This is a genomic window from Streptomyces sp. NPDC102278 (assembly GCF_044766345.1).
GTDB lineage: Bacteria > Actinomycetota > Actinomycetes > Streptomycetales > Streptomycetaceae > Streptomyces.
In genome coordinates, this window is the sequence record NZ_JBIWLV010000004.1 from 375,890 (window position 1) to 402,675 (window position 26,786).

Below are 26,786 nucleotides of genomic sequence, written 5' to 3' on the forward strand. Positions count from 1 at the left end.
AGTGGGTTGTCTCGCTCCTCCCGGACCCGCCGGCCGGTTCGCGACCGTCCGGGCCCGGCCCGCCCCCCGTGTCCGTCCGGCCGGTGGCCTGCGGTGATGCCCGCGCCGCGGGCCGGGGCCGGGGAACGCGCGAGGGGAGGGGAGAGGCGCCCGGTCATGCCGCACCGGTATGCCTTCTCGCCACCCGGGCATGAACGGCGCACCGAGGCGCGGGAGTTGTTCACCATGCTGCCCCTTACAGGTGCGGCATCACCCGGTTACCGTCCGGTCATGACCCCCACACTCGCGCAGCTTCGCTACCTCGTCGCCGTCGCGGACTGCCGTTCCATCACGGGCGCGGCCGCCTCGGTCTTCGTGGCCCAGTCCGCCCTGTCCCGGGCCGTCCAGGCCATGGAGCGGGATCTGGGCGTGGAACTCCTCGCCCGCCGGGGCCGGGGCGTGGACCTCACCCCCGAGGGGTCCAGGGTGGTGCGACTGGCGCGTACCGTCCTGAACGCCGTCGAGGCGATCGACGACATCGGCACCGGTCAGGGGGACTCCGTCCGCACCACCCTGCTCCTGGTCGCCACCCCCACCCTGGCCCTGGACCTGGCCGCCGAGCTGGTGCCCTCCTTCACCCGACGGCACCCCGGTGTGGACGTCCGGGTCCGACAGCGCGACAGCCGGGAGGCCCTGGTCCAGGAACTCACCGGCGGAAACGCGGAACTGGCACTGGTCGACCTGCCGATCGACCAGGAGCTCGCCACCCACCACATCCAGGAACGCGAAGTGGTGCTGATCTCGCCCATCGGCTCCCGACTCCCGGACCCGGTGCCGTTCCGGTTGCTCGACGGCCTGCCCATGGTCCTGCCGTGCCCGGGCACCGGCCGACGGACCGAGATGGAGGCCATGTTCAGCTGCCTCGGCGTGCGCCCCGTGCCCCGCCTGGAAGTGGACGAACGGCTCGCCTGGGTCACCGGGGTGACGGACGGGCGCGGCTCGCTCATCTGGTACCGGGACGTGGTCTCCCGGGCCTTCGGCAGCCGCGCCGAGATCCGCTCCTTCACTCCGCCGCTGCTGCGCCCCGTGGGCATCGCCCACGCCCGGCGCCCGCTGAGCCGGGCGGCCCGGGACTTCATCGCACACGCCCGGCACAAGGCCCCCGTACGCGAGCCCGCACCCTGACCGGAACAGGCCTTGCGGACCGCCAGGCATGTCGGTTCGGCATTGAACCATGCTCAAAGGGGGCGGCGTCGGCCCTGGCGTCCACGCCTGACGTCCCCTCACATGGTGCCCATGTCACCCACCCGCGGAACACCCTGGGCAGCCGCCCTCACCACCGCAGTCCTCGCCGTCGCCCTGCCGGCCGCAGCCTGGGCGACCGGTGGCTCCACCGCCTCCGCGACCCCGGCGGCCCCCGAACCGGCCGCGGCGGCCGCCGCGCCGGCCCCCGGGCGCGCGTGCACCCTGCCGGGCGGCCTGGCCGAACTCAGCGGTCTCGCCACGAGCCGCAGGCATCCGGGCGTCCTCTACGCCGTCAACGACAGCGGCAACACCAACCAGGTCTTCGCCATCGACTGCACCACCACATCCGGCCGGCTCCTCGCGACCTACACCGTCACCGGGGTCGGCAACACCGACTGGGAGGGCCTCGCGATCGGCAAGGACGCCGGCGGAGCCCCCGTGGTCCTCGTCGGCGACATCGGGGACAACTTCGCCGGCCGCGCCGAGATCACCGTCCACGCCTTCGCCGAACCGGACCTGCTCGCCGACGCCTCCGTGGTCCCGACCACCTACCGCTTCGCCTACTCCGACGGCCGGCACGACGCCGAGTCCCTGCTCGCGGACCCCGCCACCGGGCAGCTCTATGTGGCCACCAAGCTCATCGGCGCGGCGGGCCGGCTGTACAAGGCCCCGTTGCCGCCGGTGACGGGGCAACTCAACACCCTCTCCCCGGTCCGTCCGGGCCCGGTGTTCACGACCGACGGGGCCTACTCCCCGTCCGGGGCCTCGTACGCCCTGCGCAGCGGCGGACCCCTCGGGGCCAACACGGCCACGGTGTACGACACCGCGGGGAACAAGCTCGCGGACGTGGCCCTACCGGTTCAACCACAGGGCGAGACGCTCACCTACGCCGACTGCGGGAGCCTGCTGGTCGGCTCGGAGAACGACACCCAGATCTGGCGCGTACCGCTGCCACCGGAAGCCACCCCGGGCTGCGAGGGAACCCCCACCCCGACGCCGACATCGACGCCCACCCCGACCCCGACGCCCACCCCCACGCCCACGCCCACGCCGACGTCGGGTGAGTTGCGGATCGCCGACCCCGGCCCCCAGACCTGCCGGTTCAACCAGACCTGCACCATCCGACTCACCGCCACCGGAGGCAAACCCCCCATCCGCTACACCGCCACCGGACTCCCCCGGGGACTCACCCTCGACCCCACCACCGGCCGACTCACCGGAAAGCCCTGGGCCACCGGAACCCACCCCGTCACCGCCACCGCCACCGACTCCACCGGCGCCACCGCCCACACCACCTTCACCCTCACCCTCGACTGGTTCTGAGACGGCGCGGAGCCGGGCTCGGACACCCCGGGCGCGAGCGACCCGGGCTCGAACGACGCGGGCTTGAACAACCCGGGTTCCAGGCCGCACTGTTGGCCGGGACTCTTCCACACGGTCAGGAGAATCGGCTTGTCGTCCCACACTGCAGACGCGCACGTCATCGATCCCGCCGGGGGGTGCCCGCACGCCCTCAACGCCCGCCTGCGGTCCCAGGGCGCCGTCGCGGAGGTCGTACTCCCCGGCGGAGTGCCCGGCGCGGTCGTCCTGGGCCACGACGCCCTGAAGGAGTTCCTCGCTCACCCCGATGTCGCCAAGGACGCCCGCCACTTCCCCGGACTGCACGACGGCACGGTGCCCCCGGACTGGCCCCTGCGCGTCTTCGCCAACGCCCAGGGCATGCACACCGCCGACGACGTCGACCACCGCCGACTGCGCTCGCTGGTCGGCAACGCCTTCACGGCCCGCCAGGTGGAGCGACTGCGGCCGCGCGTCGAGGAGTTGACCACAGGGCTGCTCGACGACCTCGGCGCGGCGGCCGCCGCTTCCCCGGACGGCGTCGCGGACCTGCGCACCCACTTCGCCCTCCCCCTGCCGATGAGCGTCATCTGTGAACTGCTCGGCGTGGACCGGGAGCACCGCGGGCGGCTGCACCACCTGTCCAACACGGTGATCGTCTCCACCGACACCACCCCGGCCGAGGTGATGGCCGCCGTACGCGAGCTCGTCGCGCTCATGGGCACCATCGCCGCCGCCCGCCGGGCCGCCCCCGGCGACGACCTGACCAGCGCCCTGATCGCGGCCCGCGACGGGGACGGCGACCGGCTCAGCGAGGCCGAACTGATCGGCACGATGCGGCTGATGCTCGTCGCCGGCCACGAGACGACCCTCAACCTGATCAGCAACGCCGTGCGCGCCCTGTGCACCCACCGCGATCAACTGGCGCTGGTCCGCGAGGGCAAGGCGAGCTGGTCGGACGTGGTCGACGAGACCCTGCGCTGGGACGGACCCGTCAGCTGGTTCCCGTTCCGCTACCCCACCCGCGACGTGAGCGTCGCGGGCACCGTGATCCCGCGGGGCACCCCGGTCCTCGCGGGATACACGGCGGCCGGCCGCGACGCGTCGGCGTACGGGCCCGGGGCGGACCGCTTCGACATCACCCGGCGGAACGGCCGCAACCTCTCCTTCGGCCACGGCGCGCACTACTGCGTGGGCGCCCCGCTCGCCCGGCTGGAGGCGGGCATCGCCCTGGAGCGGCTCTTCGACCGCTTCCCGGACCTCGACCTCGCAGTCCCCGACGCCGAACTGCCGTACCAACGCAGCTTCATCGGCAACAGCGTGCAGACCCTCCCGGTCCGCCTGGCGTGACCCGCAGTGCGGCATCCGCCGGTCCGGGCCGGGTGGGCGCGGTCCGGCGGATGCCGGCGGGGGAGCGGGGGCAGGACTTCGAGATCAGCGCACCGGCGTCAGCGCTTCGGCATCAGCGCTTCGGCGCCAGTGCTTCGGCGTCAAGACTTCGGCTTCAGGACTTCGGCATCAGGACGGAGTCCACGAGGTAGACCGTCGCGTTGGCCGTGTGGACGTCACCGCAGACCACCGACGCGTTGCCGTTCACCTTGAAGGACTCGCCGGAGCCGGAGGTGGTCAGCCTCTGCTTGGACAGGGTGTCGAAGGAGCCCTGCTCCAGCTGCTTCGGCGTCAGCTCCTGGCCCACCACGTGGTAGGTGAGGACCTTGGTGAGCTGTGCCTTGTCCGCCAGCAGCTTGTCCAGATCGGCCTTCGGTACCTTGGCGAAGGCGGCGTTGGTCGGTGCGAACACCGTGATGTCCTTCGCGGTGTTGAGGGTGTCGACCAGGCCGGCCTTCTTGACGGCGGTGACCAGGGTCGACAGCGCCGGGTTGTTCGACGCGGCCGTGGCCACGGGGTCCTTGGCCATGCCGGCGAAGGAGCCCGAGCCGTCCTTCGGTACCGAGGCGCAGCCCGGTCCGAACGGTTCGCCGTCCGCCGCCGCCGCGGAACCCGCGGCGAGAGCCGGCCCGAGGGCCAGTGCGGCCACGGCCGACGCGGCGAGCGCCGCCCTGCGCATGCCTGTGTTGCGACGTGCTGTCATCACGAGACTCCTCGGGTCGGGTCGTTCCCCCCGCCCGCGGGCGCCCCGCCCGACACTGCGGGTCGCGGGCGCCTCGGGTCTGCCTTCACACGGGTCATTCGGAGCGGACGGGCATCCGGCTTGGGGGAGTTTGTCCCGTGTTCGTCCTCGGCGATGGACGCCCGCGTCCGGCCCGGTTCCGTATCCGTCCGCGGGCCTACGCGGCGCCCGCCGCCGGGAACGCGAGGACCACCAGCGGATCCGTGGTCGGCGCGGCCGAACCACCCGCCGGCTCCTCCGTGACCCCGACCCCGGTGGCGGGACCCACCTCGCCCCTGAGCAGCGCCGGGGCGTCGGGTCGCGCCGGATCCATCAGCCCGGCCGGACGCATGACGCCCTTCGGGTCGGCGTACCACAGCTGGTACACCCGGCCCTCGGGCGGCGCGGCCATGCCGTCGGCCACGAACACGGCCCGGTCCCGGTCCCGGGACAGCACGACCGTGCCCGTACCGCCGTCCGTCATGCTGCCGGTGGCCAGTCGTGCGTCGGGCGCCGCGAGCACCTCCGTGAGGGCCGCCGCCCGCGCCTCGACCCGTCGGGCGTCCTGGCGGGCCGTCTCGGCCCGCTGGTACTGCCAGGCCGCCACCCCGCCGAAACCGGCCGCCGCCACGAGGCAGGCCGCCAGGGCCCAGCGGAGCCAGGGCCGCGCCGGCCGGGCGTGGTGCGCGGGGGCGCGTACGGGCTCCGGCCGCGGGGGCACCGCCCGGATCTCGCGCAGCACCGACTCCCGGAGCGACGCCGGCGGCTCCACCGCCACCGCCCGGCCGAGCAGGGCCGCCGTGGCCGAGAGTTCCGCGACCTCCCGCAGGCACGCCCCGCAGGTCTCCAGATGCGCTTCGAAAGCCGCCCGCTCCGCCGGGGACAGCGCGTCCGTGACGTAGGCGCCCGTGCCCTCGTGCATGCTCGTCGCGCCTTCCGCGCCTTCCGTGTCCTCTGTGCTCATCCGCCACTCACCCCGAGACAGTCGCGCAGCCGCAACAATCCGTCGCGCAGGCGCGTCTTCACGGTACCCAGCGGCACCGACAGCGTCTCGGACACCTCGCGGCAGGTCAGACCCCGGTAGTAGGCCAGGGCCACCGACTGGCGCTGGATCTCGGTCAGCGAGCCCAGGCAGCGCCGCACCCGGTCCCGCTCCTCGCGCCGCTCCACCGCCTCGCTCACCTCGTCGAACTCCGGCAGCGCGGCCTCCAGCCGCGCCGCCCGTCGCTCCCGCTCGGTCGAGGCCTGCGCGGAACGCACCCGGTCCACCGCGCGGCGGTGTGCCATCGTCAGCACCCAGGTCCGGACGCTGCCCCGGTCGGCGCGGTAGCGCCCGGCGGTACGCCACACCTCGACGAGCACCTCCTGCGCCACCTCCTCGGCCTGGGCGCGATCGCGCAGCACCGTGTGCGCCAGTCCCAGCACGGACCCGCTCACGGCCTCGTACACCGAGACGAAGGCGCCCTCGTCCCCTTCGGCGACCCGGCCGAGGAGGGCGGACAGGCCTTCCTCGGCGCGGTCGGCCCGTGTCACGTCGTTCACGGGAAGATCCTCCGGGATTCCCGGTCGTTCCTCGGCATCCGCGCGCCTCGTGAGCCATTCGTAGCCGCCGAGCCACCGGATTGGCCCCGCCCACCGGTGGCGCCCGCCGCCCCCGCACCGGTCATCCCCGGGGCCTGCGCTTGCGCAGCTCGACCACCCCGTCGGTGATCAGGTCCCACGGCTCGCCGCCCGGCGACGGCTCCGGGTCGCCGACTCGGGGCGAGGGGGGCACGGCCTGGTCCGGGTCCCCGCCCGCCCGGATCGACGAGGTCGCGAGGTCGGACGGCGTTTGCGGCGCCGGGGAGGGCCCCTCCGGCTCGGTCTCGGACATGCTCGGTGCGCTCCTGGGGGGCGTCGGAAGGGGCGGCCACCGGATAGCTCCGACAGCCGCCCCTGTTCGTGTCCGGGCCAGTGAACCGACCACCCGTCCAGCGCGGTGATCAGCCGTATGCGCTCTCCCCCTCACGAGTGTGGAATTACCCACGGGAGGGTGACGGTCACCGGATGTCCCGGACGACGCCACGACCGATGGTGTAGTTCATCTCGCGGCGGGAAGCGCGGCCGCGATCCCCGCCGCCAGGGCGTACGGATCCCCGACCGGCGCCTGGGCGTGCCGGGTGGTCCGCCGCGCCCATCCCTCCTCGAAGGCGTGCCAGTCGATCTGCCGGGGCGCCGCCCGACGCACCAGCGCCTCCTCCAGCGTGTCGAAGTAGGCGTCCCAGCGCGGGGCGTACAACTCCGCCACGAGACCGCCCCATTCGCGGTTCGCGTAGTCGTGCAGGGAGCCGCCTTCGGCGGCGGCCCGCGGCCCCCACACGCTCAGGAGCGAGCGCGCGTCGTACTCGTACCGGTCCGCTTCCGCCCGGTCCGCGCCCCGGGCGCGGGCCGCCGAGAGCCGGGGTCCCAGCAGGAAGTTCGGGTCGGCGCTCGTGATCGCGTCCAACCGCTTCTCGGTGTCGCGCCATTGCCCGGTCAGTTCACGGAAGAGGCGCACGTCCTTGGCCTCGTACGCCGCCTTGATCTTCGGCAGCAGTACCCGTGAGTGGTTCGCCAGCGCCTGCCGGGCCGTGTCCACCAGGTCGAAGCGGTAGGCGCTGGAATCCCGCAGCCGCGGGGACACCTTCAACAGGTGGTCCAGGGCGCGGCGCACCGAACCTGCCGGATAGCGCATCGACTTGGGGCTCCAGCGCGCGGATCCCGCCGCGCTCAGGCTCGGCCGGGCGGTGAACAGGCTGTCCTGGGACTCCGACCAGAGCCCCGAGGGGGTGCTGTACGGGCCCTTGCGCAGTTCCTCCCACGCGGCGGCGGCCGCGGCGTCGGCGCGCCCGTACCGGCGGGCGGAGTACGCCGCGAACCACTTCCGCTGGTCGATCGGACCGGGCTCCCAGGCCAGGTCCGTGAAGAGGTCGAAGGCGGCGGGATCGGTCCCGGTGGCCTCCGGCAGGTACGCGATGCCGGTGAGCGCGCTGTTCGGCTTGGACCGCCACCCGCCGAACCGCTCGCTCCACACGGAGGTGTTGGCGCCGATCGTGGTGTGTCCGCCGAAGTTGGGGATGGTGCCCAGCGCGTAGGGGGCCCCGCCCCAACGGGCCTCCCGGTCCAACCCGTCGTACCGGTCGGACAGCCCGTCCAGGATCAACAGCTTCGAGGTGTCCACCCCGGCCAAGAGCTCCTTCCTCGGATCCTCCTGCCAACCCAACACGGCCCACAGGGCGCCGGGACGGGCCGCCCACAGCGCCTTCTGCACGGCCCCGGCCGCCGCCGACACGTCCACCGGCCCCGTCTTGCCGCCCTCGTGCAGCGGGCTCATCCGGTACATGGAGCTGTCCCCGAACACCGCCCGCTGTTCCGCGTAGTACGCGGCGGCCAGCTTCCCGAACGCGGCCGAGTTCGGGTCCAACCAGTCCGGGCGCTCGAAACCGGCCCAGTCGCCCTGCGGCACGGTCCTGGCGCCGGGGTTGCGTCCGGCGAACTGCGGCGGCACCGTGCCGAAGAAGCCCGGCAGCACCGGGGTCATGCCCAGCCCGCGCAGCTGCTCCGCGATCCGGCCGCCGAGCTCGGCCCGCTCGCGCATCAGCCGCTCCGAGACCGGACCGCCGAAACCGCTCATGTTCTGGAGCAACCACCAACTCTGGTGCGCGGGACCGGGGATCCACGCCCTCAGCTCCGCCGCCGTGTACCCGAACCGCTGGAGCGCCTGGTAGTACGGATACTCCGCGCCGACCTGCACGAACACCTCGTTGACGCCGTGCAGGGCCAGCAGGTCGATCTGCCGCCGGTGCTCCTCGAAGGTGCGGTAGGGGCCCGAGTAGCCGTCGTCCGTGTCGTTGAGGGCGTACCGGTGGGCGACCAGCGCGCTCCGGGTGACCGGCTTCGGTACGGCCGGCAGCCGCTCCGGCAGCAACCCCAGGCTGTCACCGGGCCAGCCGATGTCGGCGCCCGCGACGTGCTGGAGGTACCAGCCCACCCCGGTGAGCAGGGTCGCGCCGGTGGAGCCGCGCACCGTGACGTCGCCCGCCGTCCCGGACACCGTGAAGGCGTCCGCCGCGGCGCCCGGGTCGGGTACCAGGGTGAACTGCCCGGCGTGCCGGGGCAGCAGCCGTTCCAGCGCCTCCCGGGCCGGGCGGACGTCGAAGTCCCGGACGGGCGGCACCTGTCGGCGCACGGCCGCGGCTCCGTCCCGCCCCGCCGCCGGCCGGTGTGCGTCGGCCTGCGGTGCACGGGGCGCCGCGGGCGATCCCGCGCCCGAGGCGACCGCGCCGGGAGCCGAGCCGGCCAGGACCAGGACGAGCAGCGCCGCGGGAAGCGCCGCCACCGCGACCGTACGGCGCCCTCGCGGGCGCCCGCTGCGTGACATCGAGTCGTTCCTCATTCCCTCGGTTTTCCGTCGGTTTTCCGTCGGTCGGCGCCGTCAGACCGGCAGGGCCCAGGTCTGGTCGACCCGGTGGTCGCCACAGGGCGTCAGGCGCAGCCGCTCGGCCGGCGCGTCCGGGGTCGCCGCGGCGGCGGGGGCGGTCAGGCACAGTCCGCTCGTCTTCTCGATCAGCGCGCCGGGGCGGGTGTGCGTCCAGCCCTGCCCGGAACGCCCGGGCGCGCAGTCGGCCAGTTCCACCAGGTCGCCCTCACCGGCCGTGAGGCACTGGTCGGCCGACCGCAGGCGGGAGTCGTCGCCCGCGGTCCACCGCTGGTCCGGGGCGCCGGTACAGGCCGCCATGACCACCGCGCCGACACCGCTGGTGTTGACCCCGTCGGCGCACTGGGCGCCGACGCCGGCGATCTGTCCGGTCGGCACGACCTTGCCGCAGCCGCGCGGGGCGAGCCGCCACACGCCGGTGTCGTGGGCGGCCACCTCGCCGGTCAGCGAGACGGTCGTCTCACGGCGTGCCCCGCTCCACAGGTCCTTGACGTCGACGGCGCACGAGGAGGGGAGACCGACGTCTTCGAGCGGCAGGTCGATCTCCAGGGGCGCGCCGGTGCGGTTGAGGACGGCCACCGCGCGGTCGCCGTTCGCGAGCGGCCGGACCAGGACGTCGGAGGCGCTGTTCGAGGAGACCACCGCGCCCTGCCGACCCAGCGGGTCCTGGTCGAGGGCGATCAGGTCGGTGTTGCCGAGCGCCGCGAGCCCGGCCGGGGTGAGCGCGGAGACCTCGGAGGAGAGGATGAAGGGGGCCGCCATCATGGCCCACAGCCCGACCTGGCTGCGGCTCTCGGCCGCGGTGAGACCGGGGGCGCCGGCGATGAGGAAGTCCGGGTCGTTCCAGTTGCCGGGGCCCGCGTACCGGCCGAGCCAACGGTTGTAGCCGTAGTTGCCCAGGACCGAACTCCACCGCGAGGTCGTGGGAGCGGTCGACGCGTACACCTTGATGTCACGGCCCTCGCGCCACAACTGGCCGGTCTCGCCCACCCAGTCGATCACCTTGTGCCAGTCGGCGCCGCCCCATTCGCCCTGCTGGAAGTAGGCGGGCGCGGACGCGGACAGCACCATGTCGCGGCCGCTGGCGCGCAGGGCCCGGGCCACGCCGTTGTACGCGTCGCGGTAGGCCTGTTCCTTCGTCGTGCCGGGCGGGACGTGCAGGTTGCAGCCGTCCATCTTGACGAAGTCCGCTTTCCAGGCCGCGAAGAGCCGGGCGTCGCGCGCGTAGTGGTCCGGACCCCCGCCCGCGGGCGAGCCGCTGCCCGGGTAGCGTCCGCAGGTCAGCGCACCGGCGTCCTGGTAGATGCCGAACTTCAGCCCCTTGGCGTGCAGGTACTCGCCGAGCCAGGCCATCCCGTGCGGGAACTTCTCCGGGTCGGCGACCAGATCGCCGTCGGCGTCACGGCTCTTCAGCATCCAACAGTCGTCGACGGTCACGGTGTCGTAGCCCTTGGCGGCGAGACCGGTGGAGACGAGCGCGTCGGCGTTGGCGACGACCTTGGCCTCGTCGATGTCGCACATGTAGTGCGCCCAGTTGTTCCATCCCATGGGAGGGGCGAGGGCGAGCGGGGTGTCCGAGGTGGCGGTGGGTTCGGCCGCCGCCGACGCGGGGGACAGGAGGAGGGCGAGCAGGGCGGCCGCGGTCAGGCAGGGGAGCGACGCACGCGGGCGAGGCGGCACGGGGTCTCCTTGACGTGGGGGACGTACCGGGGACTGTCGAGCGCTCAGTGCAGCGGTGCGGCTACCCACTGTCAACACAAGTCGCTGCTTATGGACCGATGACCAGCAATATGGGTGCAGTCGGCATCACACGAAGGGTCGACGTCGCGGGCGCCCGCTTGACCGGGCGAGCTGTGAGATACACCGTACGTGACGCCGTCTGTTACGGTGTATCTCATGCCGAGAAGATCAGCCGCCCTGGACCGCGCGACACCCGAGGCGATCGCCGTCGAAGCCCTGCGGATCCTCGACGAGGAAGGGCCGGCCGCACTCAGCTTCCGCGCCCTCGCCGACCGGCTCGACGTCTCGCACGCCACCGTCCAGCGCCGTTGCGCCGACCTGGCCGGGCTGTTGGACCTGTGTACCGAGCACCTCGCGGGCCAACTGCCCGAGATCGCCCCCGGCACCGACTGGGCCGAGGCCACCGAGCGGCGGTTCTCCGCGCTCTACCGACTGCTCACCGCACACCCGGGTCTGCTCGTACTGCGCGGCGGCCGGCCCTGGTTGGGTCGCCGGCTGCTCGCCCGCCTCGTCGAACCGGCGCTCGCCGACAGCGTCGCCGCCGGAATGACCGCCGCCGAGGCGATGACCGTCTACCGCCGGATGTACCTGCTCACCCTCGGCAGCGCCGCCTTCGTGGACCACCGCGATCCGGCCGGTGCCACCGCCGCGTCCCGGGCCGCGCTGGCCGCACTGGACCCGGCCGAGTTCCCCGTGCTCTCGGCGGGCCTGACCGAGGTGCTGCCCGCCCTGACCGACCACGAGGTCTACCACGGCGCCCTGCGCCAGCTGATCGAGGCCGCCCGGCCCGCAGGCGCCTGACCCCGGAACGGCCCGACCCCGCCCCGGCCTTGCCCCGCCACCACCCCAGAGGAGACCGCTCATGGAGCAGCAGCTCGACTACGCGGCCGTGCGCGCCGCCGCAGGCCGAATGGCCGACGTGATCCGCCCCGTCGCCGTGGTGCCCGCCGACCGCGGCGTCTGGTACGCCCTGGAACACCTCCAGCACACCGGCTCGTTCAAGGCGCGCGGAGCCCGGAACTTCCTTGTCGCCCACCGCGAGGCGGGCACCCTCCCCGCCGCGGGGGTGACCATCGCCTCCGGTGGCAACGCGGGCCTCGCCTGCGCCTGGGCGGCCCGCGCGCAAGGGGTGGCCGCCACCGTGTTCCTGCCCGTGAACGCGCCCCGCGTCAAGGTCGAGCGGCTGCGCGGGTACGGCGCGGACGTGCGGCTCGTCGGCGACCGGTACGCCGAAGCACTGTCCGCCTGCCGGGAGTTCGCCGCCGAGAGCGGCGCCCTGAGCAGCCACGCGTACGACCACCCGCTGATCGCCGCGGGCGCCGGCACCCTGCTCGACGAGATCCGGGCGGGGCTCCCCGACCTGGACACGGTGGTCGTCGCGGTGGGCGGCGGCGGGCTGTTCGCCGGAGTGGCCACCGCCGCGCGCGAGCACGGCGTACGGGTCGTGGCGGCCGAACCCGAGAACTGCCGCGCCCTGAACGCCGCCCTGGAGGCGGGTCGGCCGGTGGACGTCCCGGTGGATTCCGTCGCCGCCGACTCGCTCGGGGCCACCCGCGTCTCCGTCGACGCCCTGACCGCCGCCCGGCTGGGCGACGTCGACTCGGTGCTCGTCCCCGACGCGGCCATCACCGCTGCCCGCCGGGGCCTGTGGGAGGACCACCGGATCGTGGTCGAGGCGGCCGCCGGCACCGCCCTGGCCGCCCTGCACGCCGCCCCGGAACCGCTGGGCGGGCGGGTCGCGGTGATCCTGTGCGGGGCCAACACGGACCCTTCGGACCTGATGGCTCCGGTGGCCGCCCCACAAGCGGTGCGCTAGGAGGCGGGTTCCCCGCGTCAGTCCTCGTTCAGGTCCCGGACCACGACCACGGTGCTCCGCGCGTACTGGACCACCTGCTGACTCACCGAGCCCATCAGGGCGCCCTTGAAGCCGCCGTAACCCCGCGTGCCGACCACGGTCAGCTCGGCCTCCCCCGAGGCCTCGACCAAGACCTTGGCCGGCGCGCCCTGCTGGACGCGGCGGAACACCGGGACGCCCGGCGAGGTGCCCACGGCCTCGGCGACCGTGTCGGCGAGCTTGAGGTGGGCCGATTCCTCGATGCCGACCAGGTCCTCCTGCGATGTCGGGCCCACCGCGAAGGGGTTGGTGTTCCAGTCCCAACTCATCACGGCGTGCACCCGGCCGCCGATGGCCTTGGCCTGGGCGACGGCCCAGCGCAGTGCTTCCTTGGAGTGGCTCGAACCGTCCACGCCGACGACGATCAGGGGCTCGGCGGTCTCACTCACGGTGGGTTCCTCTCGGTTCGTCCGCATTCGCGTTCCCTCCCTGTATACACGGGCAGGGGGTGGCGACCTCGAACGACGATGGTTGCGACGGCCGAAGACTTTGGAGGACAGCCCCCGCCCCCGCCGCCCTGCGACAGTCCGATCGTCACCACGATCGACGCGGTGCGACGAGGCATGGAGGAACGGGCGTGGCACAGCGCAAGGGTTGTCTGATCGGCTGCGGGGTGGTGCTCGTCCTGGGCATCGGGGCCCTCGTGGCGCTCTTCCTCGGCGTCGGCAAGGTCGTGGACGTGGCCGGGAAGACCTTCGTGGAACCCGAGGTCTACCGGTCCGTGAACGTCGGCGACGCCGAGGACGCGGTCCGCGCCAAGCTGCCCTCGGGCGAGACCTTCGTCAAGGGAGCCCTCAAGGAGGGCGGCCCGGCCGAGCCGGCGGGCAGCGTCTGCGCCTGGTACGTCTCCGCGGACGGCTCCGACGGGAACGACGTGTTCCGCTTCTGCTTCAAGGACGGGAAGCTCGCGGAGAAGGTCGAGTACCGCATGAAGTAGCGCGGCGCAGCCACCCGCCCCGCCCGACCCCCCGCCCCGCCGGCCCGTCACCCCCCGCCCCGCCGGCCGGCCGCTCCCGCCGGCGGCCCGGCACCATCCCGGCCATCGACGCCCGCCGGTGTCCCCGCCCGTGATCCTTCGCGGCGTCCGAGGTAAAGCGCATCAGTACAGGTGGATGCGGTGTTGACCGGGGCCCCCGGGTCTGCGTGCGGGCCCGGCGGCGCGGTGCGGCAGGCGGGGATACCCGGCCGGCGGCGCCCCGGGCACGTTGACGGGACCCGCCCTTCGAGTCAGCGTGGGCGCCGCGCTCCGGCAGCGAGGCCGGAACCCTCCCGAAGGCGGCGACGATGACCCGTTCCCCCGCGCTCCGCACGGCCATCGCCACACTCGTGGCCGGGGCCCTCCTGTCCACCGCGGCGTGCGGCATGAACGCCGCACCGCAGGACGTGAAGGAGGCACGCAGGACCGGCCGGGTGGCGGGCGAGATCACCTTCCGCACCCTCCAGCTGAAGCCCGCCTTCACCTCGTACGTCCAAGGCGTCATCGACGCCTTCGAGGCCAAGTACCCCGAGGTGAAGGTGAGATGGGAGGACGTGCCGGGCGACGGCTACAACGAGAAGCTCGTCGCCGACGCCCGGGCCGGAGCCCTCCCGGACGTGGTCAATCTCTCCACCGACTCCTTCCAACTCCTCGGCGACCGGGGCATGCTCGCCGATGTCGCCGCGCTCGACGGAAAGGTCGCCGAGGAGTACGTGCCCGGGGCCTGGGAGCAGTTCAAGCTCCCCGGCAGAGGCGACGGCGTGTTCGCCTACCCCTGGTACGTGACCCCCGAGATCCTCACGTACAACGAGGAACTCTTCGAGCGGGCCGGCCTGGACCCGTCCCGGCCACCCACCACCGTCGAGCAGTTCTTCGACTGCGCCGAACGGATAGCGGCCCGGTCCGGCGGCCGGTACGCCGCCTTCATGGCCGATCCCAAGGGGCGACTTCCCGGCGACTGGCAGAAGATGGGCGTCCCGATCCTCGACGCGAGCGGGAGCGCGTTCACCTTCGACACCGACAAGGCGGTCGAGTGGGTCGAACGGATGAAGGACCTGTACGCCAAGGGCGCGATGCCCAAGGAGTCCCTCCTCAAGGCGGACGACATCAACCAGTTGTACGGCAGCGGAAAGCTGGTCTTCGGGCCGGGCTCCCCGGGCTTCGTCAAGGACATCAAGCGCAACGCCCCGCAGGTCTACGCCCACACCCGCGTCGCGGGCGCCGTCACCGGAACGCTCGGCCACATCGGCATCTACGCGCAGTCGCTCGGCATCCGGAAGGACACCGAACACCCGGACGCCGCAGCCGAGTTCGCCAGGTGGGTGACCAACGGCCCCAACCAGGTCGACTTCGCCAAGAAGGCCACCATCTACCCCTCCAACGCCCGCGGTCTGACCGACCCCTACTTCGCGGACCGCGGGGACGGCAAGGACGCCGAGACGGTGGCCCGCGCGATCGGCGCCGAGCAACTGAGGACCGCGGAACTCGACGCCAACACCCCCGTGCAGTGGACCAACCAGGTCGGAGACGCGGTGGTCCGCGAGATGCACAGGGCCATCCAGGGCGAGCTGGACCCCGGGGCGGCGGTGAGGAAGGCACAGGACGAGGCGAACAAGCTGCTCGCGGACGCGGCGAACCGGTGAAGGGCCGCGCCGAGGTCGAGACGGGACTCCTCCACCGCACGTGGTGGACCCCCTACCTCTTCCTGGCCCCCGGACTGGCCATGGTGACGCTGTTCAGCCTCTGGCCGTTCGTCAACACCGTCCTCCTCTCCTTCACCGACGCCCGGATCCTGCGCGGAGGCGGGTTCGTCGGCCTCGACAACTACCGGCGCGCCCTGGCCGACCCCGACTTCTGGGTCGCGACCGGCAACAGCGTGGTGTACCTGCTCGTCGTCGTGCCGTGCCTGGTCTTCCTGCCGCTGGCCCTCGCCGTCCTCGTCCAGACCAGGGTTCCCGGCATCGGCTTCTTCCGGTCCGCCTTCTACACCCCGGTGATCGCCTCGGCCGTCGTCGTCGGCCTGATCTGGCAGTGGGTGCTGCGCAGCGACGGGCTCGTCAACACGGTCTTCCGGAAGCTGAGCATCGTCTCGGAGCCGATCCCGTTCCTCACCGACAGCACCATGCTGCTGGTCTCGGCGATGATCGTGACCGTGTGGAAGGGCCTCGGCTACTACATGGTCTTCTACCTGGCGGCGCTCGGGAACGTCCCCACCGCCCTGCACGAGGCGGCCGCCCTCGACGGCGCGGGCACCGTCCGGCGCTTCTTCAGCATCACCGTCCCGCAGGTGAAACCGATGATGCTGCTGGTCGGCACCCTCTCCGCGATCTCCGCCCTGCGCGTCTTCACCGAGATCTACATCCTCGGCGGCGAGAGCGGCGGACCCGGCGGCGGCGCCCGTACCCTGCCGTTCCTCATCCGGCAGGTCGGCCTCGGCTTCTCGGGCGAGACCGGTTACGCCTCGGCCATCTCCATCCTGCTGTTCCTGCTGACGCTGGTGTTCAGCCTGCTGGGCCGCCGCCTCTCGAAGGGGGACGAGAGTTGAGCACACGGGGCCCCCTCGGCGCGGTGCCGTCCCGCAGGACCCGGGACGGTCGCGGGCGCCGACTGCTCGGCGTGGCCGGCCGGTACGCGACGCTGATCGGCGTGCTCGTGGTCATGCTCGGGCCGATCGTCTGGCAGTTCCTGACCTCGATCCGCGGCCGCACCGAGAACGTGTACGACGGGGTGCTGCCCGCACAACCCACCCTGGACAACTACCTCCGGGTCGCTGAATCGTTTCCCCTGCTCCAGTACGTCGGCAACACCCTCGTCGTGGCGGTCCTCGCGGTCACCTCGAACACCGTCTTCGCCGCGATGGGCGGCTACGCGCTCTCCCGCGCCGGCTGGAAGGGCCGCAAGACCGTCTTCACCGTGCTCGTGGCGACCCTGATGTTCCCCTTCGAATCCGTGATGATCTCGATGTTCCTGACGGTCCGCGACATGGGTCTGGTCGACACGCTCATCGGCGTGTGGCTGCCCGGCGCCGTCTCCGTCCTCAACATCATGGTCATGCGGGCGGCCTTCCTCGCCGTGCCCCGGGAGGTGGAGGAAGCGGCGGTACTGGACGGAGCAGACGAGTGGGCCCGCTTCACCCGGGTGTTCCTGCCCACCGCCAAGGGAGCCCTGGCGGTCGTCTGCATCACCAGCTTCATGGGCGCCTGGGACGACTTCCTGTGGCCCCTGCTCGTGCTCACCGACAGCGACCACTACACCCTCCAACTCGGCCTCAAGACCCTGGCCGGCGCCACCACCGTCAACGACCAGCGGCTCATCGCCGCCGGCGCGATGGCGGCGCTCCTCCCCATGCTGCTCCTCTTCCTGGCCCTCCAGCGCTTCTTCTTCAAGGGCGTGGGGGACGGAGCCCTCAAGGCCTGAGCGCCGCACCCACCCACCACACGACCTCTGCCTCCTGGAGCAGCCGTCATGCACGACGACCGCAGCGTCACCGAACACCGCCTCCGCCGGGTCCTCGCCGAGCGGATCAAACCCGCCGTACGCTCCCGCCCGGTCCCGCTGACCGTCGAGCGCTGGGACGCCCCGGGCGAGCCGGTCCCCGTGGCCGAGGGCCTCGCCGCGCCGTACGCGCCCTGCGCCGTCGGTGAAGCGTGGGGGCCGGCCTGGGGCACCACCTGGTTCAAGGTCACCGGCGCCGTCCCGGCCGACCTGGCGGGCCAGGTCGTGGAAGCCGTCCTCGACCTCGGCTTCGACCGGATGATGCCCGGCTTCCAGTGCGAGGGCCTGGTCCACCGCGCCGACGGGACCGAGATCAAGGCACTCAACCCCTACAACGACTGGGTCCGCGTCGCCGACCTCGCCGAGGGCGGCGAGCGGATCGAGTGGTACGTCGAGGCCGCCGCCAACCCCGTACTCGTCGATCACCGCGCCACCCGGGAGGGCGACCGACTGACCAGCGGCGACCAACCCCTCTACCGGCTCGCCCGGATGGACCTGGTCGTCTTCGAGACCGAGGTCTGGGAACTGGTCCAGGACCTCGAAGTCCTCCACGACCTGATGACACAGCTCGCCGCGGACGACGCCAGGCGGTACGAGATCCTGCGCGCCGTCGACGCGGCGCTGGACGCGGTGGACCTCGGCGACGTCCCCGGCACGGCCGGCGAGGCCCGCGCACGGCTCACCGCCGTCCTCGCCTCCCCCGCCCACGCCGGCGCCCACCGGATCAGCGCGGTCGGCCACGCCCACATCGACTCGGCCTGGCTGTGGCCGCTGCGCGAGACGGTCCGGAAGGTGTCCCGGACCACCTCGAACATGGTCAACCTGATGGACGAGCACCCCGAGTTCGTCTTCGCCATGTCCCAGGCCCAGCAGTTCGACTGGATCAAGACCCACCGGCCCGAACTCTTCGAGCGGATCAAGAAGAAGATCGCGGACGGGCAGTTCGTGCCGGTGGGCGGCATGTGGGTGGAGTCCGACACCAACATGGTCGGTGGCGAGGCCATGGCCCGCCAGTTCCTCTACGGCAAGAAGTTCTTCCTCGACGAGTTCGGCATCGAGACCCACAACGTCTGGCTGCCCGACTCCTTCGGCTACACCGCGGCCATGCCCCAGATCGTCAAACTGTCCGGCGCCCGCTGGTTCCTCACCCAGAAGATCTGCTGGTCCCAGATCAACGCGTTCCCGCACCACACCTTCTGGTGGGAGGGCATCGACGGCAGCCGCGTCTTCACCCACTTCCCGCCCGTGGACACCTACAACAGCGACCTCGGCGGCGCCCAGCTCGCCCACGCCGCGCGGAACTACCGTGAAAAGGGGCGGGGTTCACGCTCGCTCGTCCCCTTCGGCTGGGGCGACGGCGGCGGGGGACCCACCCGCGAACACCTGGCCCGCGCCCGGCGACAACGGAACCTGGAGGGATCACCGCGCGTCGAGATCGAGCGGCCCGACGCCTTCTTCGAGAAGGCCCACGCCGAGTACGAGGACGCCCCCGTCTGGGCCGGCGAGCTGTACCTGGAGCTGCACCGCGGCACCTACACCTCACAGGCCAAGACCAAACAGGGCAACCGGCACAGCGAATCCCTCCTGCGCGAGGCCGAGTTGTGGGCCGCGACCGCGGCGGTGCGGGTGCCGGGGCACGCCTACCCGTACGAGGACCTGGAGCGGATCTGGAAGACCGTGCTGCTGCACCAGTTTCACGACATCCTCCCCGGATCGTCCATCGCCTGGGTGCACCGCGAGGCGCGCGAGACCTACGCGAGGGTGCGTGAGGAGCTGACGGCGATCACCCGGACCGCGCAGCTCGCGCTGGCGGGGGAGGGCACCCGACGCCTGGTCTTCAACTGTGCCCCGCACACCCGACGCGGCGTCCCGGCGGGCGGCGCGGACCTGCCCGCCCCGGCGGGCCGGCAGGTCGCGGTACGGGAGCGGCCCGGCGGCGGGCACGTCCTCGACAACGGGCGGCTGCGCGTGGAGATCGACGGCCGGGGGCTGATCGTGTCGGCGTACGACCTGGAGGCGGACCGGGAGTCCCTCGCGCCGGGCGGCGCCGCCAACCTGCTCCAGATCCACCCCGACTTCCCCAACATGTGGGACGCCTGGGACATCGAGGCGTTCTACCGCCACCGGGTCACCGACCTGGTGGAGTGGGACGCCCTGGAGGTCACGGAGAGCGGGCCGCAGGCGGCGACGGTGCGGGTCACCCGCTCCTTCGGTTCCTCCCGGGCCGGGCAGTCGATCACCCTGCGGTCCGGGGCCAGGACGGTGGACATGGTCACCGAGGTGGACTGGCGCGAGACGGAGAAGTTCCTCAAGGCCGCCTTCCCGCTCGACGTGAAGGCCGAACGCTCGGCCTCGGAGACCCAGTTCGGGCACGTTCACCGACCCACGCACACCAACACCTCCTGGGAGGCGGCCAAGTTCGAGATCTGCGCCCACCGGTGGATCCACGTGGAGGAGCCCGGGTGGGGGGTCGCGCTGCTCAACGAGTCCACGTACGGGCACGACGTGACCCGGGACGTGCGGCCCGACGGCGGCCAGACCACCACGGTCCGGCTGTCCCTGCTGCGGGCGCCGCGCTACCCCGACCCGGAGACCGACCAGGGCAACCACACCCTGCGCCACTCACTGGCTCCCGGCGCGAGCGTCGGGGACGCCGTACGGGAGGGGCACGCGTTGAACCTGCCGGAACGGGTCGTCACCGGCGCCGGACCGGTCGCCCCGCTGGTGGCCGTGGACGAGGACGCGGTGGTCGTCGAGGCGGTCAAGCTCGCCGAGGACCGCGGCGGGGACGTGGTCGTCCGTCTCTACGAGTCCCGGGGCGGCCGGGCGAGCGCCAGGCTGACGGCGGGCTTCCCGATCTCGGCGGCCGTCGAGAGCGACCTGCTGGAGCGGCCCCTGCCGGGCAGCGCCGTCGGCGCCCCGGCGGCGGACGGCACGGTGCGGCTGACCCTGCGCCCCTTCCAGATCCTCACCGTCCGCCTGCGTCGGACCTGACGCGCCGCTCCCGGCCCGGTGCGAGCACCCCGGGCGACCGCCCCCGGGCCGGGCCGCGGCTCCGTGAGCTGCGCCACAGCTCGCGGTCATCCCGGCCGTCCGGCCCGGGTATTCCCGGGCCGACACGCCGGAACCGTCCCGATATCGGTTATGCACCTAGTTGCAAAAGCCTTCGCGCCTCGCTAGAACAGGTTCATCACCCCCGCGCGAGGAGGCACACCCCGATGAGTCCGCAGAGTTCCCAGAGCCGGTACCCGCACCTGCTCAACCCCCTGGACCTCGGCTTCACCACCCTGCCGAACCGCGTGATCATGGGCTCGATGCACACCGGCCTCGAAGAGCACGCGGGCGGCTTCGAGCGCCTCGCCGCCTTCTACGCCGAGCGCGCCCGCGGCGGCGCCGGCCTGATCGTCACGGGCGGCATCGCCCCCAACGACGCCGGTCGCCCCTTCGAGGGAGGCTCCCGCCTCACCACCGAGGAGGAGGCCACCGAGCACCGGGTGATCACCGAGGCCGTGCACGCCGAGGGCGGGAAGATCGCGATGCAGATCCTCCACTTCGGCCGCTACGCCTACCACAAGGACCTGGTGGCCCCCAGCCCGCTCCAGGCCCCCATCAGCCCCTTCGTCCCCAACGAGCTGACGGACATCGAGGTCGAGCGGACCATCGAGGACTTTGTCCGCGCCGCCCGGCTCGCCAAGCTCGCCGGGTACGACGGCGTCGAGATCATGGGCTCCGAGGGCTACCTGGTCAACGAGTTCATCGCCGCCGCCACCAACAGGCGCACCGACCGCTGGGGCGGCGCGTACGAGAACCGGGTGCGCTTCCCGCTGGAGATCGTCCGCCGCACCCGCGCGGCCGTCGGCGAGGACTTCATCCTCATCTACCGGCTCTCCATGCTGGACCTCATCCCCGGCGGCTCCACCCTCGACGAGGTCGTCCACCTCGCCAAGGAGATCGAGGCGGCCGGCGCCACCATCATCAACACCGGCATCGGCTGGCACGAGGCCCGCATCCCCACCATCGCGACCTCCGTCCCGCGCGGCGCCTACACCTGGGTCACCAAGCGGCTGATGGGAGCGGTCTCCGTCCCGCTCGTCACCAGCAACCGCATCAACACTCCGGAGATCGCCGAGGAGTTGCTGGCGGACGGACGCGCCGACCTGGTGTCGCTGGCCCGCCCCTTCCTGGCGGACGCCGAGTTCGTGAACAAGGCCCGCGCCGGAGCCCCCGAGACCATCAACACCTGCATCGGCTGCAACCAGGCGTGCCTCGACCACACCTTCAGCGGCAAGATAACCAGCTGCCTGGTCAACCCGCGCGCCTGCCACGAGACCGAACTCGTGCTGTCACCCACCCAGTTGAAGAAGAGCGTCGCCATCGTCGGCGCCGGCCCGGCCGGTCTGGCCTGCGCCGTCTCGGCCGCCGAACGCGGCCACGCCGTCACCCTCTACGAGGCCTCCGGGCACATCGGCGGTCAGCTCGACGTCGCCCGCCGCATCCCCGGCAAGGAGGAGTTCGAGGAGACCATCCGCTACTTCGCCACGCAGCTCGCCGCCCGCGAGATCGACGTCCGCCTCAACACCCGCGCCGACGTGGACACCCTCCAGGGCTACGACGAGGTGGTCGTCGCCACCGGCGTGACCCCCCGAACGCCCGCCATCGAGGGCGTGGACCACCCGAACGTCGTGAACTACCTCGACGTCCTGCGCGACGGCGCCCCCGTCGGCGAGCGGGTGGCCGTCGTCGGCGCCGGCGGCATCGGCTTCGACGTCGCGGAGTTCCTCACCGACAGCGGCGAGGGCGCCTCCCAGGACCCCGAGGTCTACTTCCGTCACTGGGGCGTCGACACGGCCTACACCGGCCCGGGCGGTCTCACCGCCGCCGAACGCCCCGCGTCCCCGCGCCGCGTCCACCTCCTCCAGCGCAAGGCCACCAAGGTCGGCGCGAACCTCGGCACCACCACCGGCTGGATCCACCGCGCCGAACTCAAGCACCGCGGCGTCGTCTCGGTGGCCGGCGCCACGTACGACCGCATCGACGACGAGGGCCTGCACGTCACCGTCGAGGGCGAACAGCGCCTGGTCCCCGCCGACACGGTCGTCCTGTGCACCGGACAGGAACCGCGCCGCGACCTCTACGAGGCGCTGCGCGCCGCCGGGGTCGACGCGCACCTGATCGGCGGCGCCGACGTGGCCGCCGAACTCGACGCCAAGCGGGCCATCCGCCAGGGCACGGAGTTGGCCGCGAGCCTCTGAGGACGACCCTGCGACGACGCGGGACCCCGCTCGGGGCAAAGGTGTTGTGGCGGCCCGGCCGGGCCGTCACAATTCCTCGGGTGACGCTGACACCCGCAGACGCCGACAAGATCCTCGCCGACCACTTCGCACCCTGGGTGCTCGCCCTCGGCCTCACCGTCCGGGAGACCGGCGAGCGGCACGCCGTCCTGCGGCTGCCGTGGTCCGAGGACCTGGCCCGGGACGGTGGCGGGCTCAGCGGGCAGGCCCTGATGGCCGCGGCCGACACGGCCACCGTCATCGCGATCTCCGCCGCGCGCGGCGCGTACGGCCCCATGACCACCGTCCAGCAGTCGACCAGCTTCCAACGCCCCGTGGTCGGGGCCGATGTACTGATCGACGTACGGATCACCAAGCTCGGCAAGCGGATGGCCTTCGCGGACATCACCATGACGCCCGACGGCTCCGCGGAGCCGGCCGCCAAGGCCTCCACCGTGTACGCGCTGCTCGGGTGAGCGGGGCTCCCGGGCCCACACGGCTGCCGAAGCACCGCCGCCTCTCCCACCTCTCCCCTCTCTCCCGCAACAAGGACTTCAACGTCTTCTGGCTCGGCCAGGCGCTGTCCGTGATCGGCGGGTCCGTCTCGCTCTTCGCGCTGCCCCTGCTGGTGCTCGACGCCACCGGATCCCTCGCCCGGATGGGCCTGATCACCGCCGTCGCGGCGGTCTCCGCGGTCGGTACGGGACTGTTCGCGGGACACGTGGTCGACCGGGTGGACCGCCGCCGGCTGATGATCGTCTGCGATCTGTCGCGCGCCCTGCTGCTGGGCGCGGTGCCGTTCCTGTGGCTCGCCGGCCCCCGGATCTGGCTGCTGTTCCTGCTGACCGCCGTGGTCGGCGTGTTGCGGACGCTGTTCGACGTGGCGTACGTGACGGCCGTTCCCCACCTGGTCCCCGCCGAGGACCTCAGCGCCGCAAACGGCCGGCTGATGAGCACCTTCGCCGTGGGCACCCTGGTCGGGCCGGTGGCCGCCGGAGCCATCGCCACCTGGGTGGGCCCGGACTGGGCCCTGGGGCTGGACGGCGCCACCTTCCTGGTGTCCGCCGCGAGCCTGCGGTGGGTACGGCTCCCCCCGCGCCCCGCCCCGGACGGCGCGGGGGAGGAGCGCTTGCCCGGCGGCGGGGCCCGGAAGGCGCGCGAGATGTTCCTCGTCGGCTTCCGCTTCCTGTGGTCCCACGAACTGCTGCGCCCGCTGACGGTGCTCCTCACCCTGCTGACCTTCGTCACCCTCGGCGCCACCGACCTGCTGATCTTCCGGGTCCGGCGCGACCTCGACCAGAGCGCCGCCACCCTTGGCTACGTCGTCGCGGTCAGCGGTCTCGGCACGCTCGTCGGCGCCCTCTGCGCCGGGAGGCTGCGCCGCCTCCTCGGCTTCGGCGCCTGCTGGCTGGGGTCCGTCGCACTGGTCGGGCTCGCCGTCGCGGGCATCGGCGTGTGCCGCGACGTGCCGACCATCGCCGCCCTGGCCGCCGTGTTCATGTTCGGGCTCACCGTGGCCGGGGTCTGCTCCATGACCCTGCGTCAAGAAGTGACACCGGACCCGCTGCTGGGCCGGGTCACCTCCGTGTTCTGGACCGTGCACAACGCCTCGGGCCCGGTGGGGGCTGCCGTCCTCACCCGACTGGCCCAGACGCACGGGGTCCCGGCGATCAGCCTGGCCACCGGTGCCTTCTGCCTCCTGCTGGTCTGCGCCGGACTGTTCACGCCGCTGCGCGCCGGACGGACCGGTCGGCCGAAGGAGCCCGTCACCGGATCACCCGGGCGCGGGCGGGCCGGGGGCCTGCCGCGACGCACGCGACCGGGCCGGCGCCGCTGAGCCCCCCGCCCGGTGTCGGCGCGCGCGGGACGAGCCCGGCTGCGATCATGTCCCGGAGATCACCCACCGAGGAGTGCGCATGTCCGGAGAGTTCGAGGCGAGCGTCGAGATCGACCGCCCCGTCGAGGTGGTCTTCGCCTACCTGGCGGACGGCCGCAACGACCCCCGGTTCAGTCCGCGCGTCCAGGAGATCACCCGCGGTCCCGAGGGTCCGACGGCCGTCGGCACGGTCTTTCGCAGCACCGTCAAGGACGCGGGCATGAAGACGGGGCGCGAGTTCCGCATCGACGGCTTCGATCCGCCCCGTTCGATCCGCTGGACCGAGCTGAGCCGGAACCTGGTCACCGCCAACGGCGGTTACGACGTCGAACCCCTGCCCGGCGGCCGCACCCGGGTACGGATCTTCAACACCCTCGAAGGACACGGCGTCGGCAAACTCCTCGTCGGGCTCGCCCTCGGCGCGGCCCGCAAGGACGCCCCCGACTTCGGCCGCCGCATCAAGGCGGCCGTGGAGGCGTCCTCCCCCCGCTGACGGATACGGGCCGGCGCGGCGGCCCGCCCCACGGTCCCGGCCCGCCCCTCACGCTCGGGGCCGCGCCCCACCACGGTCAGGGCAGCGCGTCAGAACCGCTGCGGTCCGATCGGGAACGGCAACGGGCCGCGCCGCTCCGAAGCCTCGCGGCGGTCGCCGGCGCCCGGCGCGGTCCGGCACGTCACGTCCCTGGCGGGCAGCCGACCCGTGGCGAGGTAGGCGTTGACCGGCGCGTTCGCGCAGGAGGTCGGGTCGGCGAGGTACACGCCGTGCCCCTCGCCGCCCTCCACCAACACCATCCGGGAGCCCTTCAGCGCGCGGTGCAGGCCCTGGCCGCTGACGAGGGGAGTCTGTGAGTCCCACTCGTTCTGCACGGTCAGCACGTTCGCGCGGGTCCGCATCGGGGTGGCCGGCTCCAACGGCCGCTGCCAGAACGCGCACGGCTTGATGTTGGACGCCATGTCCCCGTACAGCGGGTACGCGACCTTGTCCCTGGCGGCGTCCCGACGGTACCGCTCGGGGTCGCGCGGCCAGTTGTCCGTGTCCGCGCACACCACCGACCAGAAGACCGCGCTGCCGTTGTCCGACGCGGGTTCCTCGGCGCCGGCGCGCCCGGACCGCCACCGCTGCGCGGCGCCGGAAGCCGGCGGCCGGCCCTCGGCCGCGTCCTTGAGGTCCCGGACGAGCGGAGCGGCCTGCGCCGGGTAGAAGAACAGCCCGCGCGCGGCGCGGATGTCGTCCCCCGTGATCTTCTGCCCGTCGAGGACGATCGGGTCCGCGTCGGCCCGCGCCACCAGTGCCCAGAACGTGTCGGACACCGCCTCCGGGGTGTCCCCGAGCCGGAACTCGCCCGCACGCTCGGCGGTCCACCCGGTCCACCGCTTGAACGCCGGCTCGGCCTCGGTCGCCCAGACCTGGATCATCCCCCGCCAGATCCGCTGCGGGTCGACGCCACTGTCCAGGACGAAGCGGTCCGTCCGCTGAGGGAACATCTGCGTGTACACGGCGCCCAGGTACGTGCCGTAGGAGTAGCCCACGTAGGAGATCTCGCGCTCGCCGAGGGCGGCGCGGATCGCGTCCATGTCGCGGGCGGTGTTGCGGGTGCTGATGTGGGGGAGGACCGCCCCGGCCTGCTGCCGGCACTTGTCCGCCACGGTGCGCGCCCACGCCACGTCGGAGGGGAAGGTCGCCGGCCGGTACGGCCGGTCGATGGCCTGCTCGGCGTCCGTCAGGCCACAGGTGATGGGGCTGCTCGCGCCGACACCGCGCGGATCGAAGCCGATGAGGTCGTACTTCTCGGCGACCTCCTTGGGCATCGACTCCTTCATCATCAACGGCAGGTCGAGACCGCTGCCGCCCGGCCCACCGGGATTGAGGAGCATGACCCCGTGCCGCTTGGCCGGGTTCTCGCTCTTGACGCGGGATATCGCGAGGTCGATCGTGCGCTCGCGGGGGCGTTGGTAGTCGAGCGGGACCGCGAGGGTCGCGCATTCGTAGGCGGCCGGCCGGTCCGGGCTGCACCGGTGCCAGGCCGGACCGCGGACCACGTCGTGGTCCGCGGGCGCGGCGGACGCCCCGGTCGCGGACAGCAGCGGGACGCCGGAGGCGAGGAGACCGGCGGCGAGCAGGGGTGCGAATCGCTTCATGTGCACGAAGTGCCGTTCCTTTCGGTGAGGGACGCTTCCCGCTCACCATGTGGCACACCGCCCTGCGGGCGAATCATCCCGAAGGGCGGCTTCCATGCTCCTCGCGAATGACTGGATAACCGGACAACTGGCCGAAAGCTGTGCGGCGTTGGGCCGGGCAGGGGCGTGGAGGCAGCCGCCTGTGGTCCGGGCGCCCGAACGGTACCAGCCTTTCGAGGCGTTGCCCGGATGTTTGTCCATTCGTGATGGTCCTTCAAAAAGGGCACCA

Annotated in this window: 22 protein-coding genes; 14 read left to right on the forward strand and 8 right to left on the reverse strand. The window is 72.7% G+C overall.

The features are described from left to right. Window positions 1-270: 270 nt before the first annotated feature. The 3 genes from ACIRO3_RS13935 (at window position 271) to ACIRO3_RS13945 (ending at window position 3,912) form a co-directional block, all read left to right on the forward strand. Complete coding sequence (locus ACIRO3_RS13935; protein WP_404135996.1) at window positions 271-1,164, forward strand: LysR family transcriptional regulator; 894 nt, start codon at window positions 271-273, stop codon at window positions 1,162-1,164. Between the two features lie 111 nt (window positions 1,165-1,275). Next, window positions 1,276-2,547, forward strand: coding sequence for a putative Ig domain-containing protein (locus tag ACIRO3_RS13940; RefSeq protein WP_404135999.1), 1,272 nt, complete (start codon window positions 1,276-1,278; stop codon window positions 2,545-2,547). A gap of 129 nt (window positions 2,548-2,676) precedes the next feature. After that, on the forward strand, window positions 2,677-3,912 hold the full coding sequence (locus ACIRO3_RS13945) for a cytochrome P450 (protein WP_404136002.1): 1,236 nt from the start codon (window positions 2,677-2,679) through the stop codon (window positions 3,910-3,912). A 154-nt stretch (window positions 3,913-4,066) separates the two neighbouring features. Here the strand turns inward: ACIRO3_RS13945 and ACIRO3_RS13950 are convergent, their stop codons facing one another. From ACIRO3_RS13950 to ACIRO3_RS13975, 6 genes are all read right to left on the reverse strand, one after another. Beyond that, window positions 4,067-4,654, reverse strand: a complete 588-nt coding sequence (locus ACIRO3_RS13950) for a fasciclin domain-containing protein (protein WP_365997636.1) — start codon at window positions 4,652-4,654, stop codon at window positions 4,067-4,069. 196 nt (window positions 4,655-4,850) lie between these two features. Continuing rightward, complete coding sequence (locus tag ACIRO3_RS13955; protein ID WP_404136006.1) at window positions 4,851-5,636, reverse strand: anti-sigma factor domain-containing protein; 786 nt, start codon at window positions 5,634-5,636, stop codon at window positions 4,851-4,853. After that, on the reverse strand, window positions 5,633-6,214 hold the full coding sequence (gene sigK, locus ACIRO3_RS13960) for an ECF RNA polymerase sigma factor SigK (RefSeq protein ID WP_361773111.1): 582 nt from the start codon (window positions 6,212-6,214) through the stop codon (window positions 5,633-5,635). Before sigK ends, ACIRO3_RS13955 begins: the two co-directional genes overlap by 4 nt. 121 nt (window positions 6,215-6,335) lie before the next feature. Continuing rightward, window positions 6,336-6,545 carry a hypothetical protein gene (locus tag ACIRO3_RS13965; RefSeq protein WP_404136010.1) on the reverse strand — a complete coding sequence of 70 codons (210 nt, stop codon included), beginning with the start codon at window positions 6,543-6,545 and terminating at the stop codon, window positions 6,336-6,338. 207 nt (window positions 6,546-6,752) lie between these two features. Next, window positions 6,753-9,071, reverse strand: a complete 2,319-nt coding sequence (locus ACIRO3_RS13970; RefSeq protein ID WP_404136013.1) for an alpha-N-acetylglucosaminidase — start codon at window positions 9,069-9,071, stop codon at window positions 6,753-6,755. A gap of 54 nt (window positions 9,072-9,125) precedes the next feature. Further along, window positions 9,126-10,808, reverse strand: a complete 1,683-nt coding sequence (locus tag ACIRO3_RS13975) for a ricin-type beta-trefoil lectin domain protein (RefSeq protein ID WP_404136016.1) — start codon at window positions 10,806-10,808, stop codon at window positions 9,126-9,128. Between the two features lie 216 nt (window positions 10,809-11,024). Between ACIRO3_RS13975 and ACIRO3_RS13980 the strand changes: the two genes are divergently transcribed. Both ACIRO3_RS13980 and ACIRO3_RS13985 read left to right on the forward strand, forming a co-directional pair. Then, window positions 11,025-11,669, forward strand: coding sequence for a TetR/AcrR family transcriptional regulator C-terminal domain-containing protein (locus ACIRO3_RS13980; RefSeq protein ID WP_361773123.1), 645 nt, complete (start codon window positions 11,025-11,027; stop codon window positions 11,667-11,669). 61 nt (window positions 11,670-11,730) lie between these two features. Then, a complete protein-coding gene (locus ACIRO3_RS13985; protein ID WP_404136019.1) occupies window positions 11,731-12,684 on the forward strand; it encodes a serine/threonine dehydratase in 954 nt (317 codons plus the stop codon). Between the two features lie 17 nt (window positions 12,685-12,701). Here ACIRO3_RS13985 and ACIRO3_RS13990 read toward each other — a convergent pair whose 3' ends face one another. Next, complete coding sequence (locus ACIRO3_RS13990; RefSeq protein WP_404136022.1) at window positions 12,702-13,151, reverse strand: universal stress protein; 450 nt, start codon at window positions 13,149-13,151, stop codon at window positions 12,702-12,704. Window positions 13,152-13,339: 188 nt separating this feature from the next. On the opposite strand from ACIRO3_RS13990, the gene ACIRO3_RS13995 reads away from it, so the two are divergent. From ACIRO3_RS13995 to ACIRO3_RS14035, 9 genes are all read left to right on the forward strand, one after another. Next, the gene (locus ACIRO3_RS13995) at window positions 13,340-13,699 is read left to right on the forward strand and encodes a hypothetical protein (protein ID WP_361773132.1); all 360 of its coding nucleotides are present in this window, start codon (window positions 13,340-13,342) and stop codon (window positions 13,697-13,699) included. A gap of 347 nt (window positions 13,700-14,046) precedes the next feature. Next, window positions 14,047-15,381, forward strand: a complete 1,335-nt coding sequence (locus tag ACIRO3_RS14000; RefSeq protein ID WP_404136026.1) for an ABC transporter substrate-binding protein — start codon at window positions 14,047-14,049, stop codon at window positions 15,379-15,381. An 80-nt stretch (window positions 15,382-15,461) separates the two neighbouring features. Further along, the gene (locus tag ACIRO3_RS14005; RefSeq protein WP_361773279.1) at window positions 15,462-16,283 is read left to right on the forward strand and encodes a sugar ABC transporter permease; all 822 of its coding nucleotides are present in this window, start codon (window positions 15,462-15,464) and stop codon (window positions 16,281-16,283) included. Further along, window positions 16,280-17,155 (forward strand): carbohydrate ABC transporter permease, encoded by an 876-nt coding sequence (locus tag ACIRO3_RS14010; protein ID WP_404136030.1) that lies wholly within the window; start codon window positions 16,280-16,282, stop codon window positions 17,153-17,155. The genes ACIRO3_RS14005 and ACIRO3_RS14010 overlap by 4 nt, the downstream gene beginning before the upstream one ends. A 48-nt stretch (window positions 17,156-17,203) precedes the next feature. After that, window positions 17,204-20,227: an alpha-mannosidase gene (locus tag ACIRO3_RS14015; protein ID WP_404136033.1), complete on the forward strand. Its 3,024-nt coding sequence runs from the start codon at window positions 17,204-17,206 to the stop codon at window positions 20,225-20,227. A gap of 224 nt (window positions 20,228-20,451) precedes the next feature. Continuing rightward, window positions 20,452-22,485 carry an FAD-dependent oxidoreductase gene (locus tag ACIRO3_RS14020; RefSeq protein WP_404136036.1) on the forward strand — a complete coding sequence of 678 codons (2,034 nt, stop codon included), beginning with the start codon at window positions 20,452-20,454 and terminating at the stop codon, window positions 22,483-22,485. Window positions 22,486-22,565: 80 nt separating this feature from the next. After that, on the forward strand, window positions 22,566-22,979 hold the full coding sequence (locus ACIRO3_RS14025) for a PaaI family thioesterase (protein ID WP_361773147.1): 414 nt from the start codon (window positions 22,566-22,568) through the stop codon (window positions 22,977-22,979). After that, window positions 22,976-24,340, forward strand: a complete 1,365-nt coding sequence (locus tag ACIRO3_RS14030; RefSeq protein WP_404136039.1) for an MFS transporter — start codon at window positions 22,976-22,978, stop codon at window positions 24,338-24,340. Before ACIRO3_RS14025 ends, ACIRO3_RS14030 begins: the two co-directional genes overlap by 4 nt. A 79-nt stretch (window positions 24,341-24,419) precedes the next feature. After that, the gene (locus ACIRO3_RS14035; RefSeq protein WP_404136042.1) at window positions 24,420-24,872 is read left to right on the forward strand and encodes an SRPBCC family protein; all 453 of its coding nucleotides are present in this window, start codon (window positions 24,420-24,422) and stop codon (window positions 24,870-24,872) included. 89 nt (window positions 24,873-24,961) lie between these two features. Here ACIRO3_RS14035 and ACIRO3_RS14040 read toward each other — a convergent pair whose 3' ends face one another. Next, window positions 24,962-26,518: an alpha/beta hydrolase gene (locus ACIRO3_RS14040; RefSeq protein ID WP_404136332.1), complete on the reverse strand. Its 1,557-nt coding sequence runs from the start codon at window positions 26,516-26,518 to the stop codon at window positions 24,962-24,964. Window positions 26,519-26,786 lie beyond the last annotated feature (268 nt).

Excerpts from the sequence above, each read along its gene's own strand:
- ACIRO3_RS13935 (WP_404135996.1), top strand. The coding sequence starts at position 271 with ATGACCCCCACACTCGCGCAGCTTCGCTACCTCGTCGCCGTCGCGGAC.
- ACIRO3_RS13940 (WP_404135999.1), top strand. The coding sequence starts at position 1,276 with ATGTCACCCACCCGCGGAACACCCTGGGCAGCCGCCCTCACCACCGCA.
- ACIRO3_RS13950 (WP_365997636.1), bottom strand. The coding sequence starts at position 4,654 with ATGACAGCACGTCGCAACACAGGCATGCGCAGGGCGGCGCTCGCCGCG.
- ACIRO3_RS13955 (WP_404136006.1), bottom strand. The coding sequence starts at position 5,636 with ATGAGCACAGAGGACACGGAAGGCGCGGAAGGCGCGACGAGCATGCAC.
- ACIRO3_RS13965 (WP_404136010.1), bottom strand. The coding sequence starts at position 6,545 with ATGTCCGAGACCGAGCCGGAGGGGCCCTCCCCGGCGCCGCAAACGCCG.
- ACIRO3_RS13970 (WP_404136013.1), bottom strand. The coding sequence starts at position 9,071 with ATGTCACGCAGCGGGCGCCCGCGAGGGCGCCGTACGGTCGCGGTGGCG.
- ACIRO3_RS13980 (WP_361773123.1), top strand. The coding sequence starts at position 11,025 with ATGCCGAGAAGATCAGCCGCCCTGGACCGCGCGACACCCGAGGCGATC.
- ACIRO3_RS13985 (WP_404136019.1), top strand. The coding sequence starts at position 11,731 with ATGGAGCAGCAGCTCGACTACGCGGCCGTGCGCGCCGCCGCAGGCCGA.
- ACIRO3_RS14000 (WP_404136026.1), top strand. The coding sequence starts at position 14,047 with ATGACCCGTTCCCCCGCGCTCCGCACGGCCATCGCCACACTCGTGGCC.
- ACIRO3_RS14005 (WP_361773279.1), top strand. The coding sequence starts at position 15,462 with ATGGTGACGCTGTTCAGCCTCTGGCCGTTCGTCAACACCGTCCTCCTC.
- ACIRO3_RS14015 (WP_404136033.1), top strand. The coding sequence starts at position 17,204 with ATGCACGACGACCGCAGCGTCACCGAACACCGCCTCCGCCGGGTCCTC.
- ACIRO3_RS14020 (WP_404136036.1), top strand. The coding sequence starts at position 20,452 with ATGAGTCCGCAGAGTTCCCAGAGCCGGTACCCGCACCTGCTCAACCCC.
- ACIRO3_RS14035 (WP_404136042.1), top strand. The coding sequence starts at position 24,420 with ATGTCCGGAGAGTTCGAGGCGAGCGTCGAGATCGACCGCCCCGTCGAG.
- ACIRO3_RS14040 (WP_404136332.1), bottom strand. The coding sequence starts at position 26,518 with ATGAAGCGATTCGCACCCCTGCTCGCCGCCGGTCTCCTCGCCTCCGGC.